Source organism: Spirosoma endophyticum, from assembly GCF_900112365.1.
Taxonomy (GTDB): domain Bacteria; phylum Bacteroidota; class Bacteroidia; order Cytophagales; family Spirosomataceae; genus Spirosoma; species Spirosoma endophyticum.
Genome location: NZ_FOLQ01000001.1, coordinates 368,424 through 393,472, shown reverse-complemented (window position 1 = coordinate 393,472; position 25,049 = coordinate 368,424). Strand labels below are relative to the sequence as shown.

At 46.1% G+C, this 25,049-nt stretch carries 17 protein-coding genes; 14 read left to right on the top strand and 3 right to left on the bottom strand.

What is annotated here, in order from left to right:
- Nucleotides 1-64 precede the first annotated feature (64 nt).
- The 7 genes from BM202_RS01500 (at nucleotide 65) to BM202_RS01470 (ending at nucleotide 8,660) form a co-directional block, all read left to right on the top strand.
- Nucleotides 65-1,123 (top strand): sugar phosphate isomerase/epimerase family protein, encoded by a 1,059-nt coding sequence (locus tag BM202_RS01500; RefSeq protein ID WP_093822696.1) that lies wholly within the window; start codon nucleotides 65-67, stop codon nucleotides 1,121-1,123.
- A 24-nt stretch (nucleotides 1,124-1,147) separates the two neighbouring features.
- Nucleotides 1,148-1,933 (top strand): SDR family NAD(P)-dependent oxidoreductase, encoded by a 786-nt coding sequence (locus tag BM202_RS01495; protein ID WP_093822695.1) that lies wholly within the window; start codon nucleotides 1,148-1,150, stop codon nucleotides 1,931-1,933.
- 27 nt (nucleotides 1,934-1,960) lie between these two features.
- A complete protein-coding gene (locus tag BM202_RS01490; RefSeq protein WP_093822694.1) occupies nucleotides 1,961-3,283 on the top strand; it encodes an MFS transporter in 1,323 nt (440 codons plus the stop codon).
- Nucleotides 3,284-3,332: 49 nt separating this feature from the next.
- Entirely contained in the window at nucleotides 3,333-4,106 is a 774-nt protein-coding gene (locus BM202_RS01485; protein WP_093822693.1) for an SDR family NAD(P)-dependent oxidoreductase, read from the top strand.
- Between the two features lie 83 nt (nucleotides 4,107-4,189).
- Nucleotides 4,190-5,401: a pyridoxal phosphate-dependent aminotransferase gene (locus BM202_RS01480; protein ID WP_093823573.1), complete on the top strand. Its 1,212-nt coding sequence runs from the start codon at nucleotides 4,190-4,192 to the stop codon at nucleotides 5,399-5,401.
- 299 nt (nucleotides 5,402-5,700) lie between these two features.
- Complete coding sequence (locus BM202_RS01475; RefSeq protein WP_093822692.1) at nucleotides 5,701-6,594, top strand: AraC family transcriptional regulator; 894 nt, start codon at nucleotides 5,701-5,703, stop codon at nucleotides 6,592-6,594.
- Nucleotides 6,595-6,731: 137 nt separating this feature from the next.
- Nucleotides 6,732-8,660 carry a tetratricopeptide repeat-containing sensor histidine kinase gene (locus tag BM202_RS01470; protein ID WP_093822691.1) on the top strand — a complete coding sequence of 643 codons (1,929 nt, stop codon included), beginning with the start codon at nucleotides 6,732-6,734 and terminating at the stop codon, nucleotides 8,658-8,660.
- A gap of 17 nt (nucleotides 8,661-8,677) precedes the next feature.
- Here the strand turns inward: BM202_RS01470 and BM202_RS01465 are convergent, their stop codons facing one another.
- Nucleotides 8,678-11,077 carry a tetratricopeptide repeat-containing sensor histidine kinase gene (locus BM202_RS01465; RefSeq protein ID WP_093822690.1) on the bottom strand — a complete coding sequence of 800 codons (2,400 nt, stop codon included), beginning with the start codon at nucleotides 11,075-11,077 and terminating at the stop codon, nucleotides 8,678-8,680.
- A gap of 41 nt (nucleotides 11,078-11,118) precedes the next feature.
- Nucleotides 11,119-11,424, bottom strand: coding sequence for a hypothetical protein (locus tag BM202_RS01460; RefSeq protein WP_143100616.1), 306 nt, complete (start codon nucleotides 11,422-11,424; stop codon nucleotides 11,119-11,121).
- Between the two features lie 386 nt (nucleotides 11,425-11,810).
- Between BM202_RS01460 and BM202_RS01455 the strand changes: the two genes are divergently transcribed.
- The gene (locus BM202_RS01455; RefSeq protein WP_093822688.1) at nucleotides 11,811-12,281 is read left to right on the top strand and encodes a hypothetical protein; all 471 of its coding nucleotides are present in this window, start codon (nucleotides 11,811-11,813) and stop codon (nucleotides 12,279-12,281) included.
- 60 nt (nucleotides 12,282-12,341) lie between these two features.
- On the opposite strand, the gene BM202_RS01450 is transcribed toward BM202_RS01455, so the two are convergent.
- Nucleotides 12,342-14,414, bottom strand: a complete 2,073-nt coding sequence (locus tag BM202_RS01450) for a sigma 54-interacting transcriptional regulator (RefSeq protein ID WP_245776478.1) — start codon at nucleotides 14,412-14,414, stop codon at nucleotides 12,342-12,344.
- 438 nt (nucleotides 14,415-14,852) lie between these two features.
- On the opposite strand from BM202_RS01450, the gene BM202_RS01445 reads away from it, so the two are divergent.
- The 6 genes from BM202_RS01445 (at nucleotide 14,853) to BM202_RS01420 (ending at nucleotide 24,780) form a co-directional block, all read left to right on the top strand.
- Nucleotides 14,853-15,320: a nuclear transport factor 2 family protein gene (locus tag BM202_RS01445; RefSeq protein WP_093822687.1), complete on the top strand. Its 468-nt coding sequence runs from the start codon at nucleotides 14,853-14,855 to the stop codon at nucleotides 15,318-15,320.
- Between the two features lie 78 nt (nucleotides 15,321-15,398).
- Nucleotides 15,399-16,979 (top strand): Na+/H+ antiporter, encoded by a 1,581-nt coding sequence (locus BM202_RS01440; protein ID WP_093822686.1) that lies wholly within the window; start codon nucleotides 15,399-15,401, stop codon nucleotides 16,977-16,979.
- A gap of 377 nt (nucleotides 16,980-17,356) precedes the next feature.
- Nucleotides 17,357-18,142: an alpha/beta fold hydrolase gene (locus tag BM202_RS01435; protein ID WP_093822685.1), complete on the top strand. Its 786-nt coding sequence runs from the start codon at nucleotides 17,357-17,359 to the stop codon at nucleotides 18,140-18,142.
- 58 nt (nucleotides 18,143-18,200) lie between these two features.
- Nucleotides 18,201-19,022: an alpha/beta fold hydrolase gene (locus BM202_RS01430; RefSeq protein ID WP_093822684.1), complete on the top strand. Its 822-nt coding sequence runs from the start codon at nucleotides 18,201-18,203 to the stop codon at nucleotides 19,020-19,022.
- A 608-nt stretch (nucleotides 19,023-19,630) separates the two neighbouring features.
- Nucleotides 19,631-21,943 (top strand): tetratricopeptide repeat-containing sensor histidine kinase, encoded by a 2,313-nt coding sequence (locus BM202_RS01425; RefSeq protein WP_093822683.1) that lies wholly within the window; start codon nucleotides 19,631-19,633, stop codon nucleotides 21,941-21,943.
- 701 nt (nucleotides 21,944-22,644) lie between these two features.
- Nucleotides 22,645-24,780, top strand: a complete 2,136-nt coding sequence (locus tag BM202_RS01420; RefSeq protein ID WP_177236481.1) for a tetratricopeptide repeat-containing sensor histidine kinase — start codon at nucleotides 22,645-22,647, stop codon at nucleotides 24,778-24,780.
- The last annotated feature ends 269 nt before the right edge of the window (nucleotides 24,781-25,049 follow it).

The following is a 25,049-nucleotide window of genomic DNA, read 5'->3' as shown; positions in this document are numbered from 1 at the left end:
CCACGTCCGGGAATAAATGCTTTTACCCTACCCGGACGTGGCCGTCCAGGCTACCTAACCCCGAATGGATAGACGAGATTTTTTGCAGAAAACTACGGCTGGAGCACTGGCGCTGTCGTTCCCAACTGTGCCCGATTTTCTGGCGGACAAGCGAATGGGCATTGTTGTTCATTCGTACTGGAGTCGGTGGAATTCGAAAGTAGACAGCAAAAAATATCCGGCTTTCACCAATGCCATTGAACTGCTCGATCATTGCCATCAACTCGGTGCGGGTGGTGTGCAGGTCATCGTCAATGGCTGGTCAACCGACTTTGCCAAAAAGGTGCGCGATGAGCGGGAGAAACTGGGCCTGTATCTGGAAGGGTCGATTGGCTTACCCAAGAAGGCAGAAGATATGCCCAAGTTTGAACAGGATGTAGCCAACGCCAGGGAAGCTGGAGCGCAGGTGCTACGTACGGTTTGTTCAACCGGTCGGCGCTATGAAACGTATCATTCTCCCGAAGCCTTCGAGGACTTGAAGAAAAGTGCACTGACGTCTTTGCAACTGGCCGAGCCGGTTCTGCGCAGGCATAAAGTCAAACTGGGCATAGAAAATCATAAAGACTGGCTGGCCCCTGATCTGGTAAATCTGCTGAAACAGGTCAACAGTGAATGGATTGGCGTAACCCTCGATTTTGGCAATAGCATGGCGTTACTGGAAGATCCGATGCAGGTTGTGCAAACGCTGGCCCCCTATGTATTCAGTACACACGTGAAAGACATGGCAGTGGAGGAATACCCAAATGGATTCCTGCTGTCGGAAGTTCCCATGGGAAAAGGCATGCTGGACCTGCCAAAGATGGTTGAGCTCTGCCGAAAACATAATCCAGTCGGTACGTTCAGCCTGGAAATGATCACGCGGGACCCGCTGGAAATCCCCTGTTTAACGAATGCGTACTGGGAAACCTTCCGCGCTATGCCAGCTCCTGAACTGGCCCGAATGCTACGTACGGTGAGGGAGCATACCTATTCGGGTGGACTTCCCCGAGTTTCCCAACTGACGCCCGAAGCCAAACTTGCCCTTGAAGAAGAGAACATTGTCGCCTGTCTGAACTACAGCAAGGAGAAATTGGGAATGAAATAGACAAACAAACTATCGAGTAAACGAATGAGTAAAGAAATACTTCCTGGAATTAAGCAATTTGATTTAACGGGTAAAGCGGCCATTATTACCGGCGGCTCCAAAGGACTGGGTTTTGCGATGGCCGCCGGGCTGGCATCGGCGGGGGCTAACGTGATGCTGGTCAATCGAAATGCCGATGAAGGCGCACAGGCTGCGCAGGAACTGGCTGATGATTATGGCGTTAAAGCGATTTCATTTAGTGCCGACATCACGAACCAGGCGCAAACGGAAACGATGGTCCAGGCCGCCATCGACGCGTTTGGCCGAATTGATATTCTGATCAACAGTGCGGGCATCAACATTCGGGGGGCTATCGATGAGCTGACTGCCGACGATTTCAAAAAGGTAATGGATGTGAATGTCACCGGGACCTGGCTTGCTTCCAGAGCCGTGACGCCATTCATGAAGCAGGCTGGTCGGGGAAGTATTATCAATCTGGCCAGTACGCTCGGTCTGGTCGGTTTGGCCAACCGGACACCCTACACGGCCAGCAAAGGCGCCGTTGTGCAGATGACCCGCGCCCTGGCGCTGGAACTGGCACCTTTCAATATTAATGTCAACGCCATTTGTCCGGGTCCATTTTTAACCGAAATGAACCTACCCATTGCTGATACTGAGGAAGGTAAAAAATTTGTGGTCGGGGCTACCGCTCTGGGTCGCTGGGGCTTGCTGCGCGAAATTCAGGGTGCCGCCATTTTCCTCGCCAGCGATGCCGCTTCGTTTATGATCGGTTCCATGCTCACCGTCGACGGTGGCTGGACCGCCAGATAAACCACAACCCGAAACCCTAATCCGAAAATGGAGCAATCAAGTAGCAGTAAGCCGACCCGCGCCCGATACGGGATGCTAGCCCTTGTCTTTGTGAATGTGGTTATCAATTACTTAGATCGCAGTAATATCTCGGTTGCCGGGGCTGCCCTGAGTAAAGATCTGAACCTGTCGACGGTCGAATTAGGGTATATTTTTTCGGCCTTTGGGTGGACGTATGCGGCTTTGCAAATTCCGGGGGGCTTGATCGCTGACCGGTTTGGACCCCGCGTTTTATACGCATTCTGTTTAATTACCTGGTCGCTGGTGACAGTCTGCCAGGGATTTATAAAAGGCTTTGCAGCGCTTTTTTCTCTCCGTTTAGCCACGGGTGCATTTGAAGCCCCTTCTTATCCCATTAACAACCGAATTGTGACGAGCTGGTTTCCCGAAAACGAACGGACCTCATCCATAGCGCTATATGTATCAGGTCAGTTTATCGGTCTGGCCTTTCTAACGCCAATTTTGTTTAGGGTTCAAGAGTATGCCGGGTGGCAGGGTTTGTTTATCGGAACAGGAATAATTGGTTTGCTATGGGGTGTTGTCTGGTATGTTTTTTATCGTGACCCGCTTGACCATCGTGGTGTAAATCAGGCCGAACTAACCTATATCGAAGAAGGGGGCGGCCTGTTCAGAGGTAAAAAACCGGGTGCTGCCCAGGTAAACATCTGGAAATGGGAGAACCTGAAACAGGTCATTTCTCATAGAACTTTATGGGGTGTTTATATTGGCCAGTTTGCCGTCAATGCGATGCTGTGGTTTTTCCTGACCTGGTTTCCTAAATACCTGGTTGATTACCGGCATTTAGGTTTTATCAAGTCCGGCTATCTGGCCTCGGTGCCGTTTCTGGCTGCCTGTGTCGGGTTGCTCTTATCCGGATTTCTCTCAGATCGGTTAGTCAGACAGGGGAGATCGGTCGGTATGGCCCGTAAGACGCCCATTATTGTCGGTATGCTGTTGTCGATGAGCATCATCGGTGCCAATTATACCAACAACACAGCCCTGATAATTTTCTTTATGGCGCTGGCCTTTTTTGGTAATGGTATGGCACTTATTTCCTGGGTTTTTGTGTCGCTTTTATCGCCAAAGCACCTGATTGGCCTAACCGGCGGCATCTTCAATTTCATGGGCAATCTAGCCTCAATCGTGGTGCCAATTGTGATAGGTTACTTAGTTCAGGGAGGTAATTTTAAACCGGCGCTGGTTTTCGTTGGCACACTAGGCCTGGTTGGAGCCTGTTCCTATATCTTTCTTGTTGGTAAAATAGAACGGGTCGGGATCAATACCGGAAAGGAAGTATTGATTTCAGAATAAGAATGCTACGTAGTGACAACCTGGACTAGCCAACTACTTACAACACGCCATGAATGCATCTGCTAGTTTCCCCGGCCGATATACAGACCAGGTTGCGATCGTGACCGGAGGAGCTGAAGGGCTGGGAAAAGCCATTGCCCGCCGATTAGGTGCCGAGGGTGCTTCGTTAGCGCTGTTCGACCGGAACACCGATTTGCTGAACAGTACAGTCGATGAATTGATGGCGCTGAACAGCAATGTTCGGCCTTATTCTGTGGATATTTCCCAGGAAGAGCAGGTCAAGAAGGCTATTGAACAGGTAGTTGCAGATTTTGGAAAGATCGACGTAGTGGTTCATTCGGCGGGGATTGTGGGCCCAACCAGTACGAACATCACAGCTTATGCTACCGCCGATTTTGAGCAGGTTTGCGCGGTCAACCTGCTGGGTAGCTTTTTGATGACCAAATATGCCGTCACCCACATGGCCCCACAGCGATACGGGCGAATTCTGTTGATTGCCTCCATTGCCGGGAAAGAAGGAAACCCCGGTATGGTTGGCTATTCGGTCAGTAAAGCCGGAGTGATTGGGCTCGTAAAAGCTATCGCCAAAGAGTACGCCACTGCTGGCATTACAATTAATGGGCTGGCTCCGGCCGTCATCAGAACGGCGATGAACGCCAATACCGCTACTGAACAGTTAGCGTACATGACCGCTAAAATCCCGATGGGACGGCTGGGCGAAGCCGAAGAAGTGGCGGCAATGGCCAGTTTTATCGTGTCGCCCGAAAACAGCTTTTCTACTGGATTTATCTATGATATCTCTGGTGGTCGGGCAACGTATTGATTTGACATCTATCCTTGAATTACCCAACAGTTCCGTACTTTTGTGCCATGGAATTAGCGTGCATAGAAGTAGAAGTGCCTGAAATGGAAATTCTTAAAAGCGACCGACTTACCCACCTTAAATATGATATTCGGGGGCCGGTTTACGAAAAATCACTGGAACTGGAGAGTCAGGGGTACAAAATCATCAGCCTTAATATCGGTAACCCCGCTACGTTTGGTTTCGACGCTCCCGACGAAATTGTCCACGATATTATTCTGAACATCCGCAATGCGCAGGGTTATTCGGACTCGCGGGGTTTGTTTGCCGCTCGAAAAGCTGTTATGCACCACACCCAGAATATCGGTTTGCCGGGCATTGCCATCAACGATATTTACATTGGGAACGGGGTTAGCGAATTGATCATGCTCTCAATGCAGGCGCTCCTTAACGAAGGCGACGAAGTGCTGATTCCTTCGCCCGACTATCCCCTTTGGACGGCTTCTGTTGCGTTTTGTGGCGGAAAACCTGTTCACTACGTGTGTGACGAAGCCTCCGACTGGAATCCCGACCTCGCGGATCTGGAACGTAAAATCACACCCCGGACGCGAGCCGTCGTGGTGATTAATCCGAATAATCCGACCGGGGCTGTGTATGATAAAGCGGTGCTGGAAGGCATTGCCCGCATCGCCGAACGGCACAAACTCATTGTCTTCTCCGACGAGATTTACGATCGAATTCTGTACAATGGCGCGGTACATTATCCCATTTCAAAAATGGTGAATGATACGCTTTGCATCACGATGGGCGGCCTGTCGAAAAACTATCGGGCGGCTGGTTTCCGGGGTGGCTGGATGATCCTGAGCGGAGCACGACAGCGAGCTAAATCCTACATTGAGGGACTGACATTGCTGGCTAGTATGCGCCTTTGCGCAAACGTACCTACGCAGTACGCTATCCAGACGGCGCTCGGTGGTTATCAGAGTATCAATGACTTAGTGATGCCAACGGGTCGTCTGTACAAGCAGATGATGCTGGCCTATGACCGTATGACGGCTATTCCAGGCATTACCTGTGTGAAGCCGAAAGGAGCGTTGTACATCTTTCCAAAGATTGACCTAAGTCAGTTTCGGTTTACCGATGATGATGACTTCGTCTATAATCTGCTGACCGAGCAAAAAGTGCTGGTGGTGGCAGGAAATGGCTTTAATTATATCGATAATGACCACTTTCGGGTTGTCTGTCTACCCACGATCGATGAGTTGAACGTAGCGATGGACCGCATCGAAAACTTCTTAGAAAGCCACCGGAAGTGAAATGGCCTGATTGTATAATAAAGTGGTAATGCATGTTATAATTCAGTCAAATGTAGCCTGAAACGAGTGCTTGATTGCTTAAAATAGTACCCGGCTCTCCAAAGCCTACCTCCAGATATAATGGACTCTCCAATTTTTCTGGAGGCAACCTGTAAAGGTATTGTTAAATATATTTGCTGACTGTCAGGATTTTATCCTGGTTTTCTGCTTATGTAAGATCGCTGTGAAGGTTGGCATTTTATTGGCAAAGTAGTTCCTGGTGGTTGATCTAATAACATCCATTTCGAACACTTCCCTTTATGAAACGTAACATTCAACATGAACTTCTGACGATTCAACTAGTTGACACAAGCCAATGGCCTTACCCAATTCATAACCATAATCACTTCGAACTAATCCTGATTCGGAAAGGCAGTGGGCAGCATATAGTCAATGGCAATCGATTCGCCTACCAGGCTGGCGACGTTTTCTTTCTGGGACCTTTAGACAGTCATTATTTTGTGGTTGACAAAATGACAAGCTTTTGCTGTCTCTCCTTTACGGAACTTTACATGGCTGGGTTGACAACGCTGGGAACAGACTACTGGTTACACATTAGAGAGCGAGGGCTCAGGGGTAGCCAGCAACTCGCAGGTAGTATCGTTATGAATCAGATCGAGCAACAAAACCTGAATGCACTTGTCGAGATAATTTTAACTGAACAAAACAACTATCGGCAACTTGTTTCTAATCAAATCGTTGATGCGCTGATGAAAACAATTCTGAGTCTGGTTGATCGTCAGCTCAGTCAGCATCAGGGGTTAAGTGCGTCGAACGTTAATTCTTCCCCGCTGATGCAGCGTATTGGTACGTATATATGCCATCATATTACCAGGCCGGATCAACTGCGGATGGAAAAAATGGCTGATGTGTTCAATTATTCACAAAGCCATCTGGCCGCCCTATTTAAACAACAGGCTGGCGAATCCATCAATCAGTACATTATTCGCTACAAGCTTCAGCTAGTTGAAACAAGGCTGCGACTAAGTAGCATGTCCATCTCGCAGATAGCCGACGAATTTGGCTTTACTGACATTTGTCATTTGAACAAGCTTTTCAAACGGTATTATCAAACCACACCCACTGCGTATCGACGATGCTTTCTTACACCTACTCGGCTAAGAACTAGCTATTTACAGCCTTCAATAAGTTAGCCAAAAGGAGTTGCCCGTTCATTAATGGTTTTTTCAAAAGCCATTTTATGACTCTTTTTCGAATAGTGATTTTGTTGCCATAAATTAGTGAATTAGCCCATGTGTAGCCACAAGCGAAAGTGCTATATTCGTGTGTTATGTGCTACAGACTACTAGTTATCTTATTGATCAGCAGTACAGTCTGCACTCTTGGACAGAGCCTTGATACGGGTAGCGGTAAGAAAATCGAACGTATAGCAGATTGTGAACGCCTGGTTAAACATTACAGGTACCTAAAGCCAGATTCAGCTACCTACTTTGCTCAGAAAGGTATCGGTTTCGCCCGCGACCAGAAAGATAGTATCGGCGTAGCTTCAATGCTTGTTCAATTGGGCATGATCGACGATAATCAGGGTAAGTTTGATGAGTCGGATAAGAAATACGCCCAGGCTCTGGCTATCTACAAAACAGCAGGTAACAAAAAGGGAGCAGCTACCGTCACGATACGTATTGGTGTTGTTGAGCTACGAAACGGAAATTATGACAAAGCGGTCGGCCACTTTTTGCAGTCGCTGAAATTAGCCGAAGCAAGCCGGGATACATTTGGTATGATGGAAGCCAATTACAGTATATCCTGGGCTCACCTTGATCAGCATCATTATGACTTGGCTTTGAGGTACTTAGCTATTGCTGACCGTTATAACGAACGGCTTCCTTTCTCAAACATTTCGCTTAATATTTATAACAATTTTGGTGTTGTTTACCGGGAAAAGAAAGCGTTCGACAAAGCTAAACAGTATTTGCAAAAAGGAATAAGCCTAAGTAATGCGCCTGAATATCAAGGCCTAAACATCACATTGATTAATAACCTTGCCAGCGTTTATGCTAAACAAGGCGATAAAAAGAAAGCCATTACTCTTCAGGAAGAAGCACTCATCAGATCGCGGGAAATCCACAATTACTTGCGGGAGCTACAGACGTTATCTGGGTTAGCCAAGACATATGGGGATGACAATCCGGAAAAAGCCATTTTTTATTTTAAACAGGCTGTTTTACTCGCTCGACAGAAGAAAGCGTATAAGCAGGAGATGCGGTTTCTGAAAGAAATTACGAGTATTTATAAATCGCAGGGTAATTATCAGGAAGCACTGTTGATGAAAGAGCGCGAGCATAGCCTGGCAGATAGCTTCTTTTATAAGGATATGTCGCAGCATATTGAAGTGCTTAAATCGGACTATGAATTAAGTAAATCGAAGGCAAGGATAAAAGAACTTAGCTATCTCAATACTAAAAATCAGCTAGAGCTGGAAAAAACGACTATTCTCCGAAATGTTACGCTCGCAGGCTTCATCCTGCTGTTTGTAATCCTGGGATTGTTGTATAATCAGAACCGGATAAAGCAGCAAAAAGCGAGAGAGATTGGCGAGAAAAATAAGTCGCTGGAATTGTTGGTCGAGGAAAAAGAGTGGCTTCTCAAAGAGATTCACCACCGGGTCAAAAACAACCTCCAGATCATCAGTAGTCTGTTGCACTCACAGGGTGTTTACCTGAAAGATCAGGCTGCCCAGTCGGCTATTCGGGAGAGCCAGAATCGGGTTCATGCCATGGCGTTGATTCACCAAAAGCTTTACCAGTCAGACCGGTTATCGACCGTTCCAATGGCTGAGTATATTGACGAGATCGTTCGCTATCTGATTAATTCATTCGACGCTGAGGAAACCGTTTGTGCACAGTTGAACGTAGCACCGATTGATCTGGATGTCATTCAGGCTGTACTTATTGGTCTGATTATCAATGAAGCGGTTACCAATTCGCTGAAATATGCCTTTCCTCAACAGACGGGGACAATCAGTATTCAGCTCACTACTGGGGAAAAGCACGAGTATCTGCTTGCAATTGGCGATAATGGCGTTGGCCTGCCCGCTGATTTCAACCCCGGCAAAAGCCGGACAATGGGCATGAGCCTGATACGGGGGCTGAGCAAGCAGCTAGGCGGTGAATTGAAGATTACCAGCCAGCATGGTTTGAAAATCCGCTTATTATTTTTTGAAGAGAAAATTACGAAAAAGCACCAGAAAGTCGCTTAGTAGGAGGGAAGTCCCTCTTACAACTCATGGGCTACTTCTGGCTGACCAACCTTTTCTTCCGTAAATGTTAGACTGATCTGCACCCCATTCATCTGGTTAATCTGTAGCTTTCCCCCAAGTTGTTTACTAAGTCCCCGAATCAGGCTCATGCCCAGCGTGCGACTTCGGTTTGGGTTCAGATCAGGGGGGAAACCAACGCCATCATCACTAATGGTGAGTCGATACGTCTGTTTATCCACTACGGTGAGTTCAATACTGATTGTTCCCGGCTGTTGAGGGAAGGCGTATTTCAGTGAATTGGTAACGACTTCGTTAAGGATAAGACCCAGTGGTACCGCCAAAATAACATCCAGTTGTATGGGCGCAAGGGCCATCTGCTTGCGAACGGAATCCTGGCGGGCAAAGGTAACGAGCAGATAATCAACAATTTCATTAATATAATCGGCCATTGGAATGGTCGATAGCCGGTCCGACTGGTACAGTTTCTGATGGATCAACGCCATTACGTGTACCCGGTTCTGGCTCTGCTGAATGGCTGAAAGAGCGGCTTTATCTTTCAGATAAACGCCCTGAGAGTGCAGCAGGCTGGTGATGATCTGGAGGTTGTTTTTGACCCGATGATGGATTTCTTTAAGCATCCACTCTTTCTCTTCCAACAACCCTTGCTTCTCATCCAGCAAATTATCTTTATCATGAATCAGTAGTTCTTTCTCATCCAGAATATGCTGAAGGGATTCATTTTTTTGATTGATTTCCAGCTGCTTGGCTTCCAGGAGTTGGTTACTACGTTGCTTTAATCGGTACTGATTAAAACTCACCCCTAATAAACCCAGAAGCAGAATGGTTCCCGCAAGTATACCATTACGCGTTGTCTTTTCTTTTTCCAATTCATTCTGCTGCCGCTGAATCTGCTGTACTTTTTTAGCGGTTGCGTATTTAACCTCCAGTTCAGCAAACTGCCGACTTTTAACTTCATTGAAAATTGAATCATTCAAGGCTTTATGTTGCCGAAAATGACGGATGGCCGACAGATAATTTCCCGCCGTAGAGTCTACTTTAAAGAGCATAAAGTGAACATCCTTTACGGTTGATATGGCGTTTTTTTGTGGAGAAAAAGCAAGGGCTTTTCGCAAATAAAATCCCGCCTTTTTTAAATCGTTGCGTTTCAAATAAAATTCACCGACTTCTTTTGGCGCTTTTTGTGCCATTTCAAAGTCATTACCTGATAGACTATACCAGGCAATTGCTTCCAGATAGTACTTCTCCGCCTGCGAATAATTAGGCAAGTCATTATAACAATACGCGAATATTTGGGCAATGCATCCTTTTTGAATGTTCGTAACGGGTGGAATTTCTTTAACAAGGTTTTTGATCAAACGGAGAGCTTCCTGTGTTTTGTGCCGCCCGATCATATCCTGCACAACGAAACTGGCTGCATAATACAGTGAATAATTAGGTAGTTTTTCTTGCTGCCATTGCTGAAGCGTCTTTTTGAACCAGTAAATGCTTTGATCCTGTTTGCCCAGTTCCATGTATAATTCGGCGACAGTTCCATAAAAGTTGGCAGCAGACAATGTATCCTGGGTCTTGTTCATACTTTCCAGACACAGCAATGCATAGAAAAGGCCTTTATCGAAATTTCCTTTTAACCGACTAACACCGGCTAACCAGCTATAGGTGTAATGAAGCTTAGCGTATTTGATCGCTTTATACCGTTTCAACACATCCAGGAACTCATTTTCCGCCAAATCCAGCTCGCCCATATCTGCATGTAGACCAGCGATCTGCTCATATATCTGAATTTCTTTTTCCGAATCCCTGAGTTCTTTATATATGGAAGCTGCCTGGCGATAACTAGCAAAAGCTTTGGGATAATTTCGGGTGATGTACCGTTGCGCGGTGGCAAACCTGTACGTAGCATCGGCTTCAGTCGCTTTATCCTCTGTTCGCTGGCAATCCGTAATTAATTTAGAAAAACTAGATTCTCCAAGCCGAACGTCTCCCCGCTCCATATAGGCAATAACCAGAATACTTTCTGCCTGATGTTTTTCTTTCAGCATATGCAACGTAGTGCTTAGCTCTTCTGCCTGACGTAAATAAAGTAGCGCACTGTCCAGATCAATTTTAACCTCTCCTGCTTTATACACGTGAAATTTCCCCAATTCAATCAGAGCAGTAAGCCGGGCCGTGTCTGGCTCACTTTTCTGCAATCTGATTACTAACTGATTGACCATTTTTCGGGTAATATTCTGGGCATCAGCAGGAGAAATTGCCAACAATTGATACGCAATACCAAATAGACTGAACCAGGCAATTGGTGATGAATGCCAGTCCGCCAATTTAGCCACTCGTTTAAAATGGAGTACCCAATCAGGCATTGATTGTGTTCGGTCCAAATAGTACTGTATTCTGTGCATACGTAGTCGTTTTGGCAATCGATAAAAAAGTTACGCACTGATCAAGGCTTGCCTGCTTTTTCTTCACTAAATCTCAGGCTAATCTGTACGCCATTGACCTGGCTGATTTCTAAAGTCCCCCCAAGTTGTTTACTGAGTCCCCGAATCAAACTCATGCCAAGGGTCCGGCTCTGGTTCGGATTTAAGTTGATGGGTAAACCAATACCATCGTCGCTGATTAAAAGCCAGTAACTTTTGCAATCCAGTCGATTAAATTCAATGCGTAGGGTGCCGCCGGCCGGTACGCGCTTCAAGCTGTCAGCCTGAGCTGAAGTTGGCTGTGCCTGGACCGAGAGGGTGGGCAGCATACATAGTACCAGGAAAATATACTGCTTCATTGTATTCGGGAAGCTACTTGCTGTTTTCACTGGCACCTTTCTTTATATAAATAGGACAGTACGACAAAAATGAATCCTGTTTGACCGGCACAGTTACTACGTTCCAATATTGGCAGTTACCTGTCATTAGCCACACATAGACTCTAAAAAAAATGGCGTTGTACAACTTGCTTACCAGGTATTCTGGAGGTATTCAGTTTTTTACATAGGCAGTGGAAGAACCTCAATCACGTTAAAACTCACTTTCAATATCAGAAGGACCAATTTTCGATTCTGTTATCCACTTCACTATTTATGGCATACGAATTGACAATACGTTGTAGCAATCGGTTGACGCTCACTATCTAACAGACGCTATGAAATTTATCGTTGCCTTCATCCGGATGATTCTTGGCCCACCCCTCGTTTCCCTCACCCAGGCCCTCCACGTTCGACTACTCAATGCCTGGTTGGCGAAACCTAACACTACCTTCTTACATCCTCAATGCCGGTGGATCCTGGCGGATGGCCATCCTAATCAGGGAACCTATGTGGGACATGATTTCTGTGATTGGTATAGCAGTCAGTTAGCCGATACGTACTGGAAATGGAACGAAGTCATTCATGAAATTATAGGCTCTTCAATTGGAGGAATTGTTGTTGGTGAGTATCTGTTTCAGTACGAATTGAATGGGCCCTGGTATACAGCTCCTTTTACTCGTTTCTACCAGATTCGGCGAGGGCAGATCACGGATGTTCGGTATTTTATGGGGAAGGTAACTAGGTGTGAAACCACTCACCAGCCAATCGAACTTTCGGCACTTCTCCATTTCTGCTCGCCCAACTGATTTTTGACTTTTTGTTAACGTTCCTATGATAAATCTCCGTCAGTTGAAATGCCAATTGATTTAACGCTGGTCAGATGAGGAATTTGGTGGCTGAACGGAAAGTGTTTTTCGGATACCCAGTTTATCCATCCGATATTCGAGTGTCGTTGGTTTTAAGTTCAATAATTCAGCCGCCCCACCACTTCCCCGAATACGGCCGTTTGTTTGTTTAAGGATGGCCAGAATGTATTCCCGTTCAGTTTCCTGCTGAATGTGCTTTACATCCTGTAAATCTTTTGGCGTTGCGTTTGCCGGTTGACCATACTCTTTGAAACTACCAGCTGATTGACTCATAGGGCCTGCCATATTCATGGAGAACAAACTGTTGATCAATGGACGGCCCAGGGATAAGGGTGATTGACCATCGTTGATGATGACAGCCTGTTCGATCACATTTTCTAATTCCCGAATATTGCCAGGCCAACTGTAATTGATAAGTTCATTCAATACCGGTTCACTAATTCCTCGAAATGGTTTACCCAGTTTACGGGCTGACCGTTGCGCGAAAAATTGGGCCAGAAGTGGTATATCACCCGGTCGTTCCCGTAAGGATGGTAACGTGATGGGAAACGTAGCTAATCGGAAATACAGGTCCATTCGAAAGCGCCCTTCAGCTACTTCTTTTTCCAGGTATCTGTTGGTGGCAGCCATAACACGAACATCCGTTTTGATGGGGGTTCTACCACCAACTCGTTCGATCTCCTTTTCCTGGAGAACGCGCAGAAGTTTGGCTTGTAATTCGAGGGGCATCTCCCCAATTTCATCCAGAAAAATAGTGCCTCCCTGCGCCAGTTCAAACTTGCCAATCCGCTTCTCGAAGGCCCCCGTAAACGCTCCTTTTTCGTGGCCAAAAAGCTCAGATTCAATCAGCGTCGCCGGTAGTGTTGCACAGTTGATTTTTACCAGAATTTTGTCTTTTCGTGCTGACAGGTTATGAAGCGCCCGGGCAATGAGTTCTTTTCCAGTACCACTTTCGCCTAATATGAGTACCGTCGTATCGGTATTGGCAACCTGGGTAACCTGATCAAAAACCCGTAAAAGGCGTTGGCTCCGGCCAATGATTTCTTCAAAATTAGCCAGTGTTTTTACCTCTTCCTGGAGGTAGTTGTTCTCCCGTTTCAGTTGTTCACTGAGTCGGGCAACTTCCTCGAAGGCCAGAACCCGCTCCAGCATCAGTACAATAGGTTGCTCTAGTCGCTCCAGTAAGTTAAGGTGTCGGGAAAGATATGCATCAGGCTTTCGGCTCAGAAAAGAAATAGTAAACGTATCGAATGGTCCTACGCTAAGTGGCATCACTAACGCTGATTCCATTCGAAACGTCTTGGCTAGCATCTGTCCAAAGCGATTCTGTTGGCAGAAAACACTAAATGTATCTTCATTGTAGCGCACAGGACCGGAAGGCGATTGTCCAATCTGTAACTGGAGAAGTTGATCGATGGCCGTGTTGGTCATCTGCTGTATATCAGTCAGGCTAATGGTTTGGTATTCCTCAAATCCAACCCGGTAGTAATTGAAATTATGGATTGTGCCTTTCTTTTGATATTGAATCGATAAGAAATCGAACGGCACATGTGATTGAAGCACCATGGCTACATTCAGCAGCTTATGTTCCCAACCTACCTGAGCCGACAGTGCATCCGTCAAGGCAATCTGAAGCGCCTTTTCTTCCCGGAGTTTCATTTCAACACTATGCGCATGACGGTACCGGCTGATTTCCAACGTAGTAAGGATATCTTTTTCCCGAAACGGTTTGACTATATAGCCAATTGGCTGCGTGGCTTTCACCGCTTCCAGCACACTTTTATTGTCATTGGCAGATATATAAATAAAGGGGATGCTTCGGTCTTCCAGTTGTTTCGCCAGATCAATACCGGTTTCTTTCCCCTTCAGGTAAATATCCAGTAATACGATATCGGGCTTTTGCTGATCCATAAGCGCTAAGGCTTCGGCAACAGAGTCGGCGACACCAATGACCGGATAGCCTGCCTCAACCAGAATGAGTTCCAGGTCATTCGCGATAATGTATTCATCCTCAACAATTAAAATGTTGCAGGACGAGGTTGAAGAAAGAGGAGGGTTGACTGGTGACAGCATAGTCCGAAATGGTTTAAAGGATATCATGCACAGACCTATCATGCACAGACCGCGTTCTCATCTGCCTGCAAGAACTATTCCCATTCATGTCCGGGTAAGCTCAAACGGAATGAAAACCTTTGTGAAGCTAGTTACTTTGTTGGTAGAGAGACTCAGAACAAGGATAAATAAATTAGTACTAAACCACACGTCAGTCCGAACTCTTACCTTAATTCGATCTTCCCCTACGGGAAATACAATAAACTCCATTTTTTCCGTAGAACTCCAAATTAATAAAAAATACTGGTTGAGGGGTCAACACCAACTTACGTTTACTACTGGTTGACAATGAGGAATTTGATTCATTTCAGGGAGCCAGATTCCTCGTTCACGCATGCCTCAAAGGCTGGCACTTGCCTTGATAGAGAGTAGGATCAGGTAGCTTACTTTTCTATTAGTATGGCCATTCCCAAGCAAATAATTGAAGTAGTTTACGGTGTTTTTGCGGATAATAATTTAAGCCGAATACTACCCGTACTGGATGAGAAAATCGTTCTCTACATTTCTGAATATGGACCTGCCGGTAGTGAATACCACGGAAGAAGTGGTTTTCTAAACATGATGTCAGGACTATATACAATCTGTGAGAATCTCAGTGTGAATTCGCTGGTTTATTTCACTGCCGATAACGATCATCCGCAAGACGCCATCGTTACAACTGGTTTTTTTGAAGGTAAACTGCTCATAGACAATGAAGTGGCTATTTTGCCTTTTATACACTACTGGCAGCTAAAGGATGACAGAGTCGTTGAATTAAGGGCATTTAACTGGGATTCTACCAAACTGCTCCACCGTTTGCATCGGGCAAATAAAGACACTAAACTTCCATCAAACGGTCATCATAATCCTGGTAACGGTACGCCATAAATCAGGCTGTCAATCAGCAATGGACCATAGCAGACAAGGGTAGTAGTGGTGTGAACGTAGCGTCTATTTAAAACAAGAATGCATCCCTTAGAAACGGTTCTGCTGCTGCTAATTTTTGTCATTGGGCTGGCGCTGATAGCCCGACGGCTCAACCTGGTTTTCCCGATTGTACTGACAGTGGGCGGCCTGGTTATTGGCTTTATTCCTGGTTTGCCAAATGTTGGCTTAGATTCGTCAGTTGTTCTATTGGTTTTTCTGCCTCCTATTCTTTACAGCGCAGCCTGGTATACCAATTGGAGCGATTTTCGCCGAAATCTAGAACCAATCGTTGTCCTTGCCTTAGGGCTGGTGTTGGCTACCAGTATTTGTATAGCCTACGTAGCTCAATCGTTTATCCCCGGCTTTACGCTGGCAACAGGCTTACTGCTGGGGGCCATCGTCTCACCCTCCGACGCCGTAGCGGCTACGGCGATCATGAAAACCCTGGCTGTTCCCCGAAAAATTGTCGCAATTCTGGAAGGCGAAAGCCTGGTCAATGATGCAACGGCTTTAGTGATCTTTCAATTGGCACTCGCTACCATGAGTACCGGAAACTTTTCACTAACCGAATCGCTATTGGATTTCATCCGGTTAGCCGGGGGTGGAATAGGTGTAGGACTCGTTATCGGGTATTTATCTTTCTTATTGCACAAACACGGCAATCTGGAACCTGCCCTGGAAACCGTGTTGACGTTTGTGACCGCTTACTCGGCTTACATAGCAGCCGAACACCTTCATTTAAGTGGGGTGCTCAGTGTAGTTACAGCAGGATTGTTACTGGGACGCAAGCAGTCGAGCGTACATAGCCCAATCACCCGGATGCAGGCCGTAGCTGTCTGGGATTTTGTGGTTGTACTGTTGAATGGGCTGATTTTTATTTTAATTGGGTTGCAACTGCCTCATGTTGTGGACGCTATCAAAGGTCAGTCGCTGGGGCAACTCGTCTGGTTCGGATTACTCATCAGTTTGACAACTGTCGTTATTCGCTTCCTGGGTATCTTTTTGGCGGATACGGTTTCTACCCAGGCGCGAAAAGCCTTGCACCTGCTTCCTGTATTTCCTTCGTACAAACACACGACCTTGTTAGCGTATATCAGCATGCGGGGAATTGTATCGCTGGCGGCAGCCCTATCAATTCCGGAACGACTGCCTAATGGCCTTCCCTGTCCAGGTCGAAATCTAATTTTGTTTATTACGTTTTGCGTGATCCTGTTCACGCTGGTCGGGCAGGGGAGTATACTACCTATCGTTATTCGAGCTTTACAATTTGGCCAGCAGTCCACTGATTATCTTTCCCGGCAGGAAATTCGGCGAAGACTATCCCGGAAAGCCTTAGCTGTGATTCATCAGGTTGTTGATCAGGAAGGGCTTACCGGAGACACTGTTAAGGAAATCATTGATCGGCATCAGCAACGCGTTAATGAGCTTGAACGGAAAGATCCTGAAAAGGCCGAGTGTCAACATCAACTCAGTCGCAAACTGACCCTATCCTCCATTCAAGTCCAACGAGCTGAGTTACTAAATTTACGAGATGCCCAATTGATTGATGTTGACCTGTTTCATGAGTTGGAAAATGAACTGGATCGGGAAGAGATTCAAGCGAAAACCAGTGACGTATAAACCATGCAGTTACTACGTAAATAAACTCAAGGTTTGGCTTTTAGCGGTGCATACGCAATGCAATCAATCTCTATTTGAGCCCCCTGATGCCAGGCCAGAAGCTCCAAACGCACTACGGGCCGGATAATGGCCCGCAGGGAAATAAGATTGATATACTGTATTAAAGTCTGAATATCTTGACATGTCCGAAATCACCGGCCCTCCTGGTTTTTGAAAAGGAGTAAACGGCGGGTTATTTATTGAGGAGACTAGGTAGAACAGCCATAGAAGAATCCCTTCTTTTTACTGGAATACCATCTGTTTTTACCGCTTTCCTCACTCGCATACTCCGTACGTTTGTTGCAGCAAACCGATAGATCATCTAGCCAGAACTACTTATGTGGAGAATTAACCGCATTGCACTGGGCGCACTACTCAGTATCGTCATTACATTTTATCAAATCGAAGAGGTAGCGGCTCAATCTTCAGCTACCGGGGTAAAAAATGTAGTCCTTATTCATGGAGCATTTGCCGACGGATCAAGCTGGGCAAAAGTCATTCCATTGCTTGAAGCCAGAGGCCTACACGTAGTGGCAGTCCAAAATCCGCTTAGTTCACTGGAAGATGACGTAGCGGCTGCCAAACGAGCCATTGCCTTACAGAATGGACCTGTTCTGCTAATTGGCCATTCGTGGGGTGGCGTGGTCATTTCCCAGGCAGGCACCGACCCCAAAGTAGCAGGGCTGGTCTACGTAGCTGCTTTTGCGCCCGATGATAACGAATCCCTGGTCGATGCATCGAAAGCCTTCCCGCCCACGCCCGGATTGGCGGAAGCTAAACCAGATGCGGCTGGTTTTCTGGCCTTAACAGCTAAAGGTATTCATGAGGATTTCTGTCCGGACTTACCCCTGGCAGAACGTAAAATCGTATTGGCGACGCAAGGCCCCTGGGCTGCTAGTTGTACTACGGCAAAGATCAGCAAAGCCGCCTGGAAAGTGAAGCCGTCCTGGTATATCGTCGCCAGTGAGGATCGGATGATCAACCCGGATCTGGAACGCAAATTTGCCAGGACGATGAAGGCTACGACGCTGGAAGTCAAAGCCAGTCACGTTCCCATGTTGTCGCAGCCTAAGCAGGTTGCCGATTTCATTAGCGAGGCTGCCCGTAAAGTAAGCCCGCAGTAGCTGTTTTTTAACGTATCGATAAAATCAATATTTACAATCACAATTAAAGCCCAAAAACATGAGCAAGATCACAGTAAAAGACGGTACTGAAATTTATTACAAAGATTGGGGAACAGGTCAGCCCTTGGTTTTTCATCACGGCTGGCCGCTTTCAGGCGATGACTGGGATGCACAATTAATGTTTTTCGTAGCGCGGGGATTTCGAGTCATCGCCCATGATCGCCGGGGGCATGGGCGTTCGTCCCAAACGTCCGAGGGTCACAACATGGACACCTATGTAGCCGATGTGGCGGAGCTTACGGCATTTCTTGATTTAAAAAATGCGATACACATTGGTCACTCAACCGGGGGGGGCGAAGTAATCCACTACGTGGCTAAACACGGCCAGGGCCGGGTAGCCAAAGCCGTGCTGATTAGTGCGGTTACGCCACTCATGGTCCAAACTGAAAATAACCCAGATGGTATCCCTATAGCTGTATTCGATGAAATACGCGAAGGTACGGCTACCCATCGCCCCCAGTATTTCCAGGATTTTACCTTGCCTTTTTACGGGTACAATCGGGAAGGTGCAAACGTGTCGCAAGGCATTCGGGATAATTGGTGGCGCCAGGCTATGATGGGGAGCATCAAAGCCCATTACGATGGTATCAAAGCTTTTTCAGAAACCGATTTTACGGAAGATCTGAAGAGTGTGGATTTGCCGGTTTTGGTTCTGCATGGTGAAGACGACCAGATCGTTCCTTTCCCCATTTCCGGAGCAAAGGCCGTTAAATTGTTAAAACACGGGAAACTGATTTCGTACCCCGGATTTCCGCATGGCATGCCCGCTACCGAAGCCGCCACCATTAACGCAGACCTGTTGGCGTTTATTAACTCGTAATTAATACCCTTCCATTCACTAACAATCAAAAAAGCTGCCAATGGAAATTGGCAGCTTTTTTGCTGAATTAACATCTGAAGAGTGGGCTTTTAGTTTGTAAATTGGGAATCACGGATATGATTAAGGCTACGCTGCAAATGATTCGTCAGGATAACTACGTATCGCTTACGTAAAACGTCTTGTCTTGACGGTTAATAGCAGGATTGACCAGCAAATTATTTTACCGATGAATTGTAGACAGGACCGCCCAGGTAGTCAACTCGTCCTCAAAGTAGACTGATTCTGTTTTTCTAGCGCCGACTGTTCGTTTTTAAGCAGGTACTTGATTTGGTTTGGGTACTAAGTTCAATCAAATGTAAGATGCCTCCTTTCTTCCTCACTTAGGTTCGGTTCATGACGAATTTTTGCTACTTCTTTTGTCTCGAAGTGGTAATTCCATATTTTGTCATTAATTTGGTAATCCTGCCAATTAGTCTATATGGTAGACAATTAGCCTGAAATTACGCTTGATTCCTGGCTGTTATACCCAGCTAGGCAGCTAATTCGGTAGCTTCCATCGCGCGGCTATCCAGACTATTAAAATACGCTTTGCTTAATTATAGTTTACTATGAAAGAAAGATTACCCCTTAGTGCGCACATTGGGGTTGCTCTGAACGCCTTTTATAAGCAGTTCGTGCTACAACGCCCGAAAACGTTTTTAATGATATTTGGGCTATATCTTTTGACGATGCAAGCTGGGTATGGGCAAAGCAGGACCTATAATTTTGTTGCCAGCATCACGAAATATCGGCTGGCCTTAGCAACCGCTAAAACCAACGCTGAGCGCGCACAAATCTATTTTCATCTAGCTGATAACTATTCCGTTACAAACGAAGACTCCGCAGTCTATTTTGCCAGTCAGGGCGTAGTTGTGGCCCAAAAGTTGCCGGATAAACACCTGCTCATCAATTTGTACGGAGAGTTAGGACGGTCCTACGAGAGTAGTGGAAAAATAAGTGAGGGATTAGCCATTCTTAAAAAGGCTGAGCAAATGAGCCAGCAGTTTTATAAAGACTCTACCACGGCTCTTATCCAGTTAATGCTGGCAAATTTCTATACAAAACAGGGCGATGATAAAAAGGCCCTGCCTAAGGCGTTGGCCGCGCTCCGGTATCAGGAGAAGTATAGTCCGGACAAAAAACTTTTCCAATGTAAGATCTATAACTCCTTAGGGATTATCAATACGAATCTTAAACAGTATCAGCAGGCGATCTATTATTTCGATAAGCTCCGTGAGACGGGGGCAACCATTCTTGGCGGCTTTTATGTATACCTGGCTGCAATCAATGTCTCCGATATTTACCTTCGGCTCAATGCTTTTGAAAAAGCCGAAATCGCGGCTAAACAAGCGCTGGCTAAAGCCAGTGAATTGAAAAGTAATCGGGGAATAGGCTTCGGGTTGGGTCAGCTAGCCGAGATCATGTACAAAACCAACCACTACCAGGAAGCGATTGAGTACGGCAAACAGGCGCTCCAGATACGGCAACAGCTCTCCGATAAACGACTGATTGGGCTGTCCTTGACGACACTGGCTGAGATATACCTGGCTCTCCATCAATATGATCTGGCATTACCCTATGCCAACCAGGGCGTTGATGTCCTGCGTGCCACCAATGATCGAATCAATACCAGGCATGCCCTGGAAATTCAGGCTCAAATTCTGGAAAAAACAAATGATTACCGGGCGGCATTAACGGCCTATAAAACAGCAAAGGCGTTGAATGATAGTCTGATGAATGTGGATAATGCCCGGGAAGTGAGTCGGATTCAGGGAACGTTTAATCTGGAACGCAAGCAGAACCAGATTGAGTTGCTCAACAAAAACTTAGCGATTCAAAACCTTCAGGGAGCACAACGGCAGAAACAACTGCTGCTATTAAACCAGGTTAATGCTGCCAGTGAACTCCAGAATCAACTCCTTGTCAAGAAACAACAGCTTAATCAATCGCGGCTTACCCTTCAGGCCGTTACAGCCAAACGCCAACAAGCATTAATAAACCAGCAGCAAAGCCAACTCGCCTTTGCCAGGCAACAACGTTTGCTGTACTTGGTTATTCTCGTGTTGCTCGTCGGACTCATCGCCCTCATTAGTTACTTTTTCCGCCGGGAGAAAAAAGCCAAACGGCTGCTACATGCTCAGAAAGAAGAACTTCAACAAACGGCTCAGGCGCTGGCAGAAATCAACGCCGTTAAAGACAAACTGTTCTCCCTGATCGGACACGATTTGCGAAGCCCGATCGCCAGTGTAAAAACGAACATTCGGCAAATTCGTAAAGTTGACGATCAGCCTCAGCTCCTGTTACCGCTAATGGGCCGTCTGGAGAAACAGGTAGATAATGTATTGACCCTCCTGACTAATTTATTAGACTGGTCGATGATTCAATTGAAAGGGTTTCAACTGCAACTTCAACCCATTCACCTGCACGAGATAACAGAGGAAACGATTAGTCAGGTGAGTGAGCTTATCCAACAAAAGCAATTAGTTGTAATTGATCAAGTCGACAAAGCATTGTTGATCAGGGCGGATAAGCATCAGTTCAGGGCGGTGGTGCGCAACGTAGTAGGAAACGCCATCAAGTTCACCCCACCTGGAGGGTACATTCGCATCCAGTCCGTGCGGCAGGGGGAAACCATTGAGTTACAGATCAGCGACACGGGTATTGGCATGTCGGCCGAACAGATTGACACGCTTTTCCAGTCGCCCCAGGTGCGCGCGGGAACGACGGGCGAAACCGGCGTCGGGCTGGGACTACGAATCTGCCGGGACATGCTGGATCAACAGGGCGGTAGTCTCCACGTCGAGAGCCATCCTAAAGGGGGCACTCGGGTCCGTATTCGATTAGCTGCGTTTTCAGAGAAACCTCAACCCGTGCTAAGTTAAAACCCCTTAAATGGGGCTGTACGCCACTGCTGGCAATGGACAGGCCTTGGGGAACATAAAAAAGTTTAGTTTCTTTATCACCTCTGTCTACCTGACTTATACAATGATCAGCCTGGCGATTGCCTCATTGACGATTTCAACTGAAAAATCTGCCGATGGAAAAAACAGTATATTTCGGTGGTAAAGACCAATTGTTTTATTTATTCGAAGCTCAACGGAAATCGTTTGCAGATCAAAAGAACAACGGACTTTATAAACGAACGGGATTTGTTTTACCTTCTCCAGTTCAGTGTCTAAAAATTTCATTTAATATACAGGGCAATTCTACCAGGTGAGCCATAATAAAACTGACCAGGCTGTAAAGTAACTGATTTGTTTTTTTACCAAAGTCTACCAATTAAATTCTGCGCTCCAGTAAACTAGCAATCAACTGTTTCCGAATATTATTCAAAAAAAAGGCAGACTATTTTCAGGTCTGCCTTTTTGACTATCCACACAATTGACGAGGTTGGTATCAAGGGCCTCATACTTCAAGTAAAGATAATAATAGACCCTCTACCATCATCAGCCAATAAATGAACATGCGATTAAATGATACGAATAATACGTACTACTGTTATTAATGATACATTTGATTAGCGCTGGCTTAGTAAATGGAGACGTTTATACCTCCCGTTTTGTCGCATTTCCCCTCAATCTGCATGCTCTCGCTTATGCTCAATTCCTGGATTGCTTTGACCTTCCGGTTACGGATGACCATTTTGTTTGTGTTATTGTCAGGAACGATAACCTGCGCGCAGTTACCTGCCATCCACCGGATCAAGGTTCAACTCAATCGGGTTCAATCTGATTCAACCCGAGCTTTGCTCTACTTGGCACTGGGCGAAGCTTATGGGCAAATCCAACTTGATTCATCACTGCATTACATCCGGAAAAGCATTGACTTAGCGAAAAAACAGCCTAATGAACGGCGCTTGCTAGCCAGAGGTCTATTGAAACTGGGATATTCTTATAGAAATCGTGGTGATTATGCGAAGGCTTTAGCAAGCTTTCAGAAAGCAGAGCGAATTCAACGAGTTTTTCCATTTGATAGTACCTTCCTGGAAATTCAGGTACAGGCTGCAATCGCACACCGCAGCCAGGGAAACTATTCCAAAGCTCTTCAATTGGCTCTGGCTGTTCTTCAACAGGTAGAAAAACAGCCCACGCGTTCTTACCGGCAGATAGGGATGCTGTATACCGAACTTGGTATCATTTATGACTACCTGCAACAATATACTTTAGCGATGGCCTACCATCAAAAAAGACTGGCGTTTTCAAAGAAAGGTACCCACAAGCGAGACTTGACGTTAGCTTATATAAATATGGGCGCTTACTGCATAAATATCAATAGGCTGGAAGATGCCCATAAATATTACCTTGAAGCACTTTCTATCAGTAAAAAATTTTATTTTAGCGGAGACCAGGCGGTTATACTCCAGAGTCTGGGTGACATTGCTTATAAAAGGAATTTATATTCGGAAGCTATCGCCTATGGTTATAAGGGCTTGCAACTGCAAAAACAAAGAGGAGCTGAAGAATACGTTGGTTTAGCGTGTTTAGCACTAGCCAGAAGCTATGGAGCACTGCATAAATACAAGCGGGCGTCAGCCTATGTAAATCAGGCTGGATTGATTTTCGAATCCATTCGATCTGCGCATTATTTACAGCAGGTAATGGAAGTTAAAAGCCAATTAGCCGCGCAAACTGGACATTATAAAGAGGCATTACAGGCCGTTTTGAAAGCACAGAGCTTCAAAGATAGTCTGACTGGTTTGGACAAACAGAATGCTATTGCCCAGGTACAAGTACGATATGACCTGGAGCGAAAGCAGGACCAGATTGCTATCCTAAACAAGGATTTGACAATTCAAAAACAGGTTCAACGCTCGATGCAACTTCAGTTAAAGTTAATCCAGCAGGAGCGATTACTTTATCTGACCACTGCGTTATTGCTCGCTTTATTATTAGGAATAAGCTATATCGGCGTTCGAAAACAGAAAAAAGCCAAACAGATATTGATTCGGCAAAAGGAAGAAATAAGTCAGCAGTCCCAGCAGTTAGCTGAACTCAATGCAACCAAAGACAAGTTATTTTCGCTTATCAGCCATGATCTACGCAGCCCCATGGCTCATCTCAAACAGAATTTTTATCAGCTCAGGGCTGACAGTACAGCCTCCCCAGCCCTGGTCAAGCCGCTACGTCAGTTGGAAGATCAGGTTGATCGGATACTAGATTTGTTGACTAATCTGCTCGACTGGTCGCACAGCCAGTTAAAAGGCTTTCGATCCTATCCTCAGTCTATTGAGCTGACCCAGGTCACGACTGAATTAGTTAGTCAATTAGCTGATCAGCTGCGCCAAAAGAATATTGTTCTGATCAATCAGATTCCTCTGAACATGGTTGTTGTTGCAGACAAACATCAGCTCCATTCGATTCTGCGCAACCTGTTGAGTAATGCCGTCAAGTTTACTCCCCCCGAGGGCTATGTTCGTTTACAGGCAACCTTACTCGCGGATCAGGTGGAACTAATAATACAGGATACAGGCATCGGTATGAATTCAGAGGAACTGGCCCATGTACTAACCAATCCTCAAGTACGCCTGGGTACGCAGGGTGAGTTGGGCTCAGGACTGGGTCTTCAGCTAAGTCAGGAGTTACTGGCTCGTCAGAGTGGCTCACTGACGGTGAGTAGCCAGCCGGACAAAGGAACTACTTTTCGAGTCAGATTGCCAGCCGACGTATCGCTCCAGAACGTGGCAAATGTCTATAGGTCAGCAGATTATACAGTAGTTTAGCCAGTGGTTGTACGGCTTAAGAACCGAACGTTTTATCAATATGCGTGAAATAAACGCCTTTCAAGATAAGAAAATTTATCTGTTACTCAGGATACAAAGTCTATTCAGCAGGTCAACGGTACGTGTAGGAAACGAGTTAAGTATATAAAAAAATCAGCCTGGTGCATGTACTAATAAAACAGGGCGACCCGTGCCGAGCCACCCTGTTTCGAGTAATCATGAACTAGTAACTACAGGTTCTCTCAGGAAAGTGAACCGACCGAAGCTAA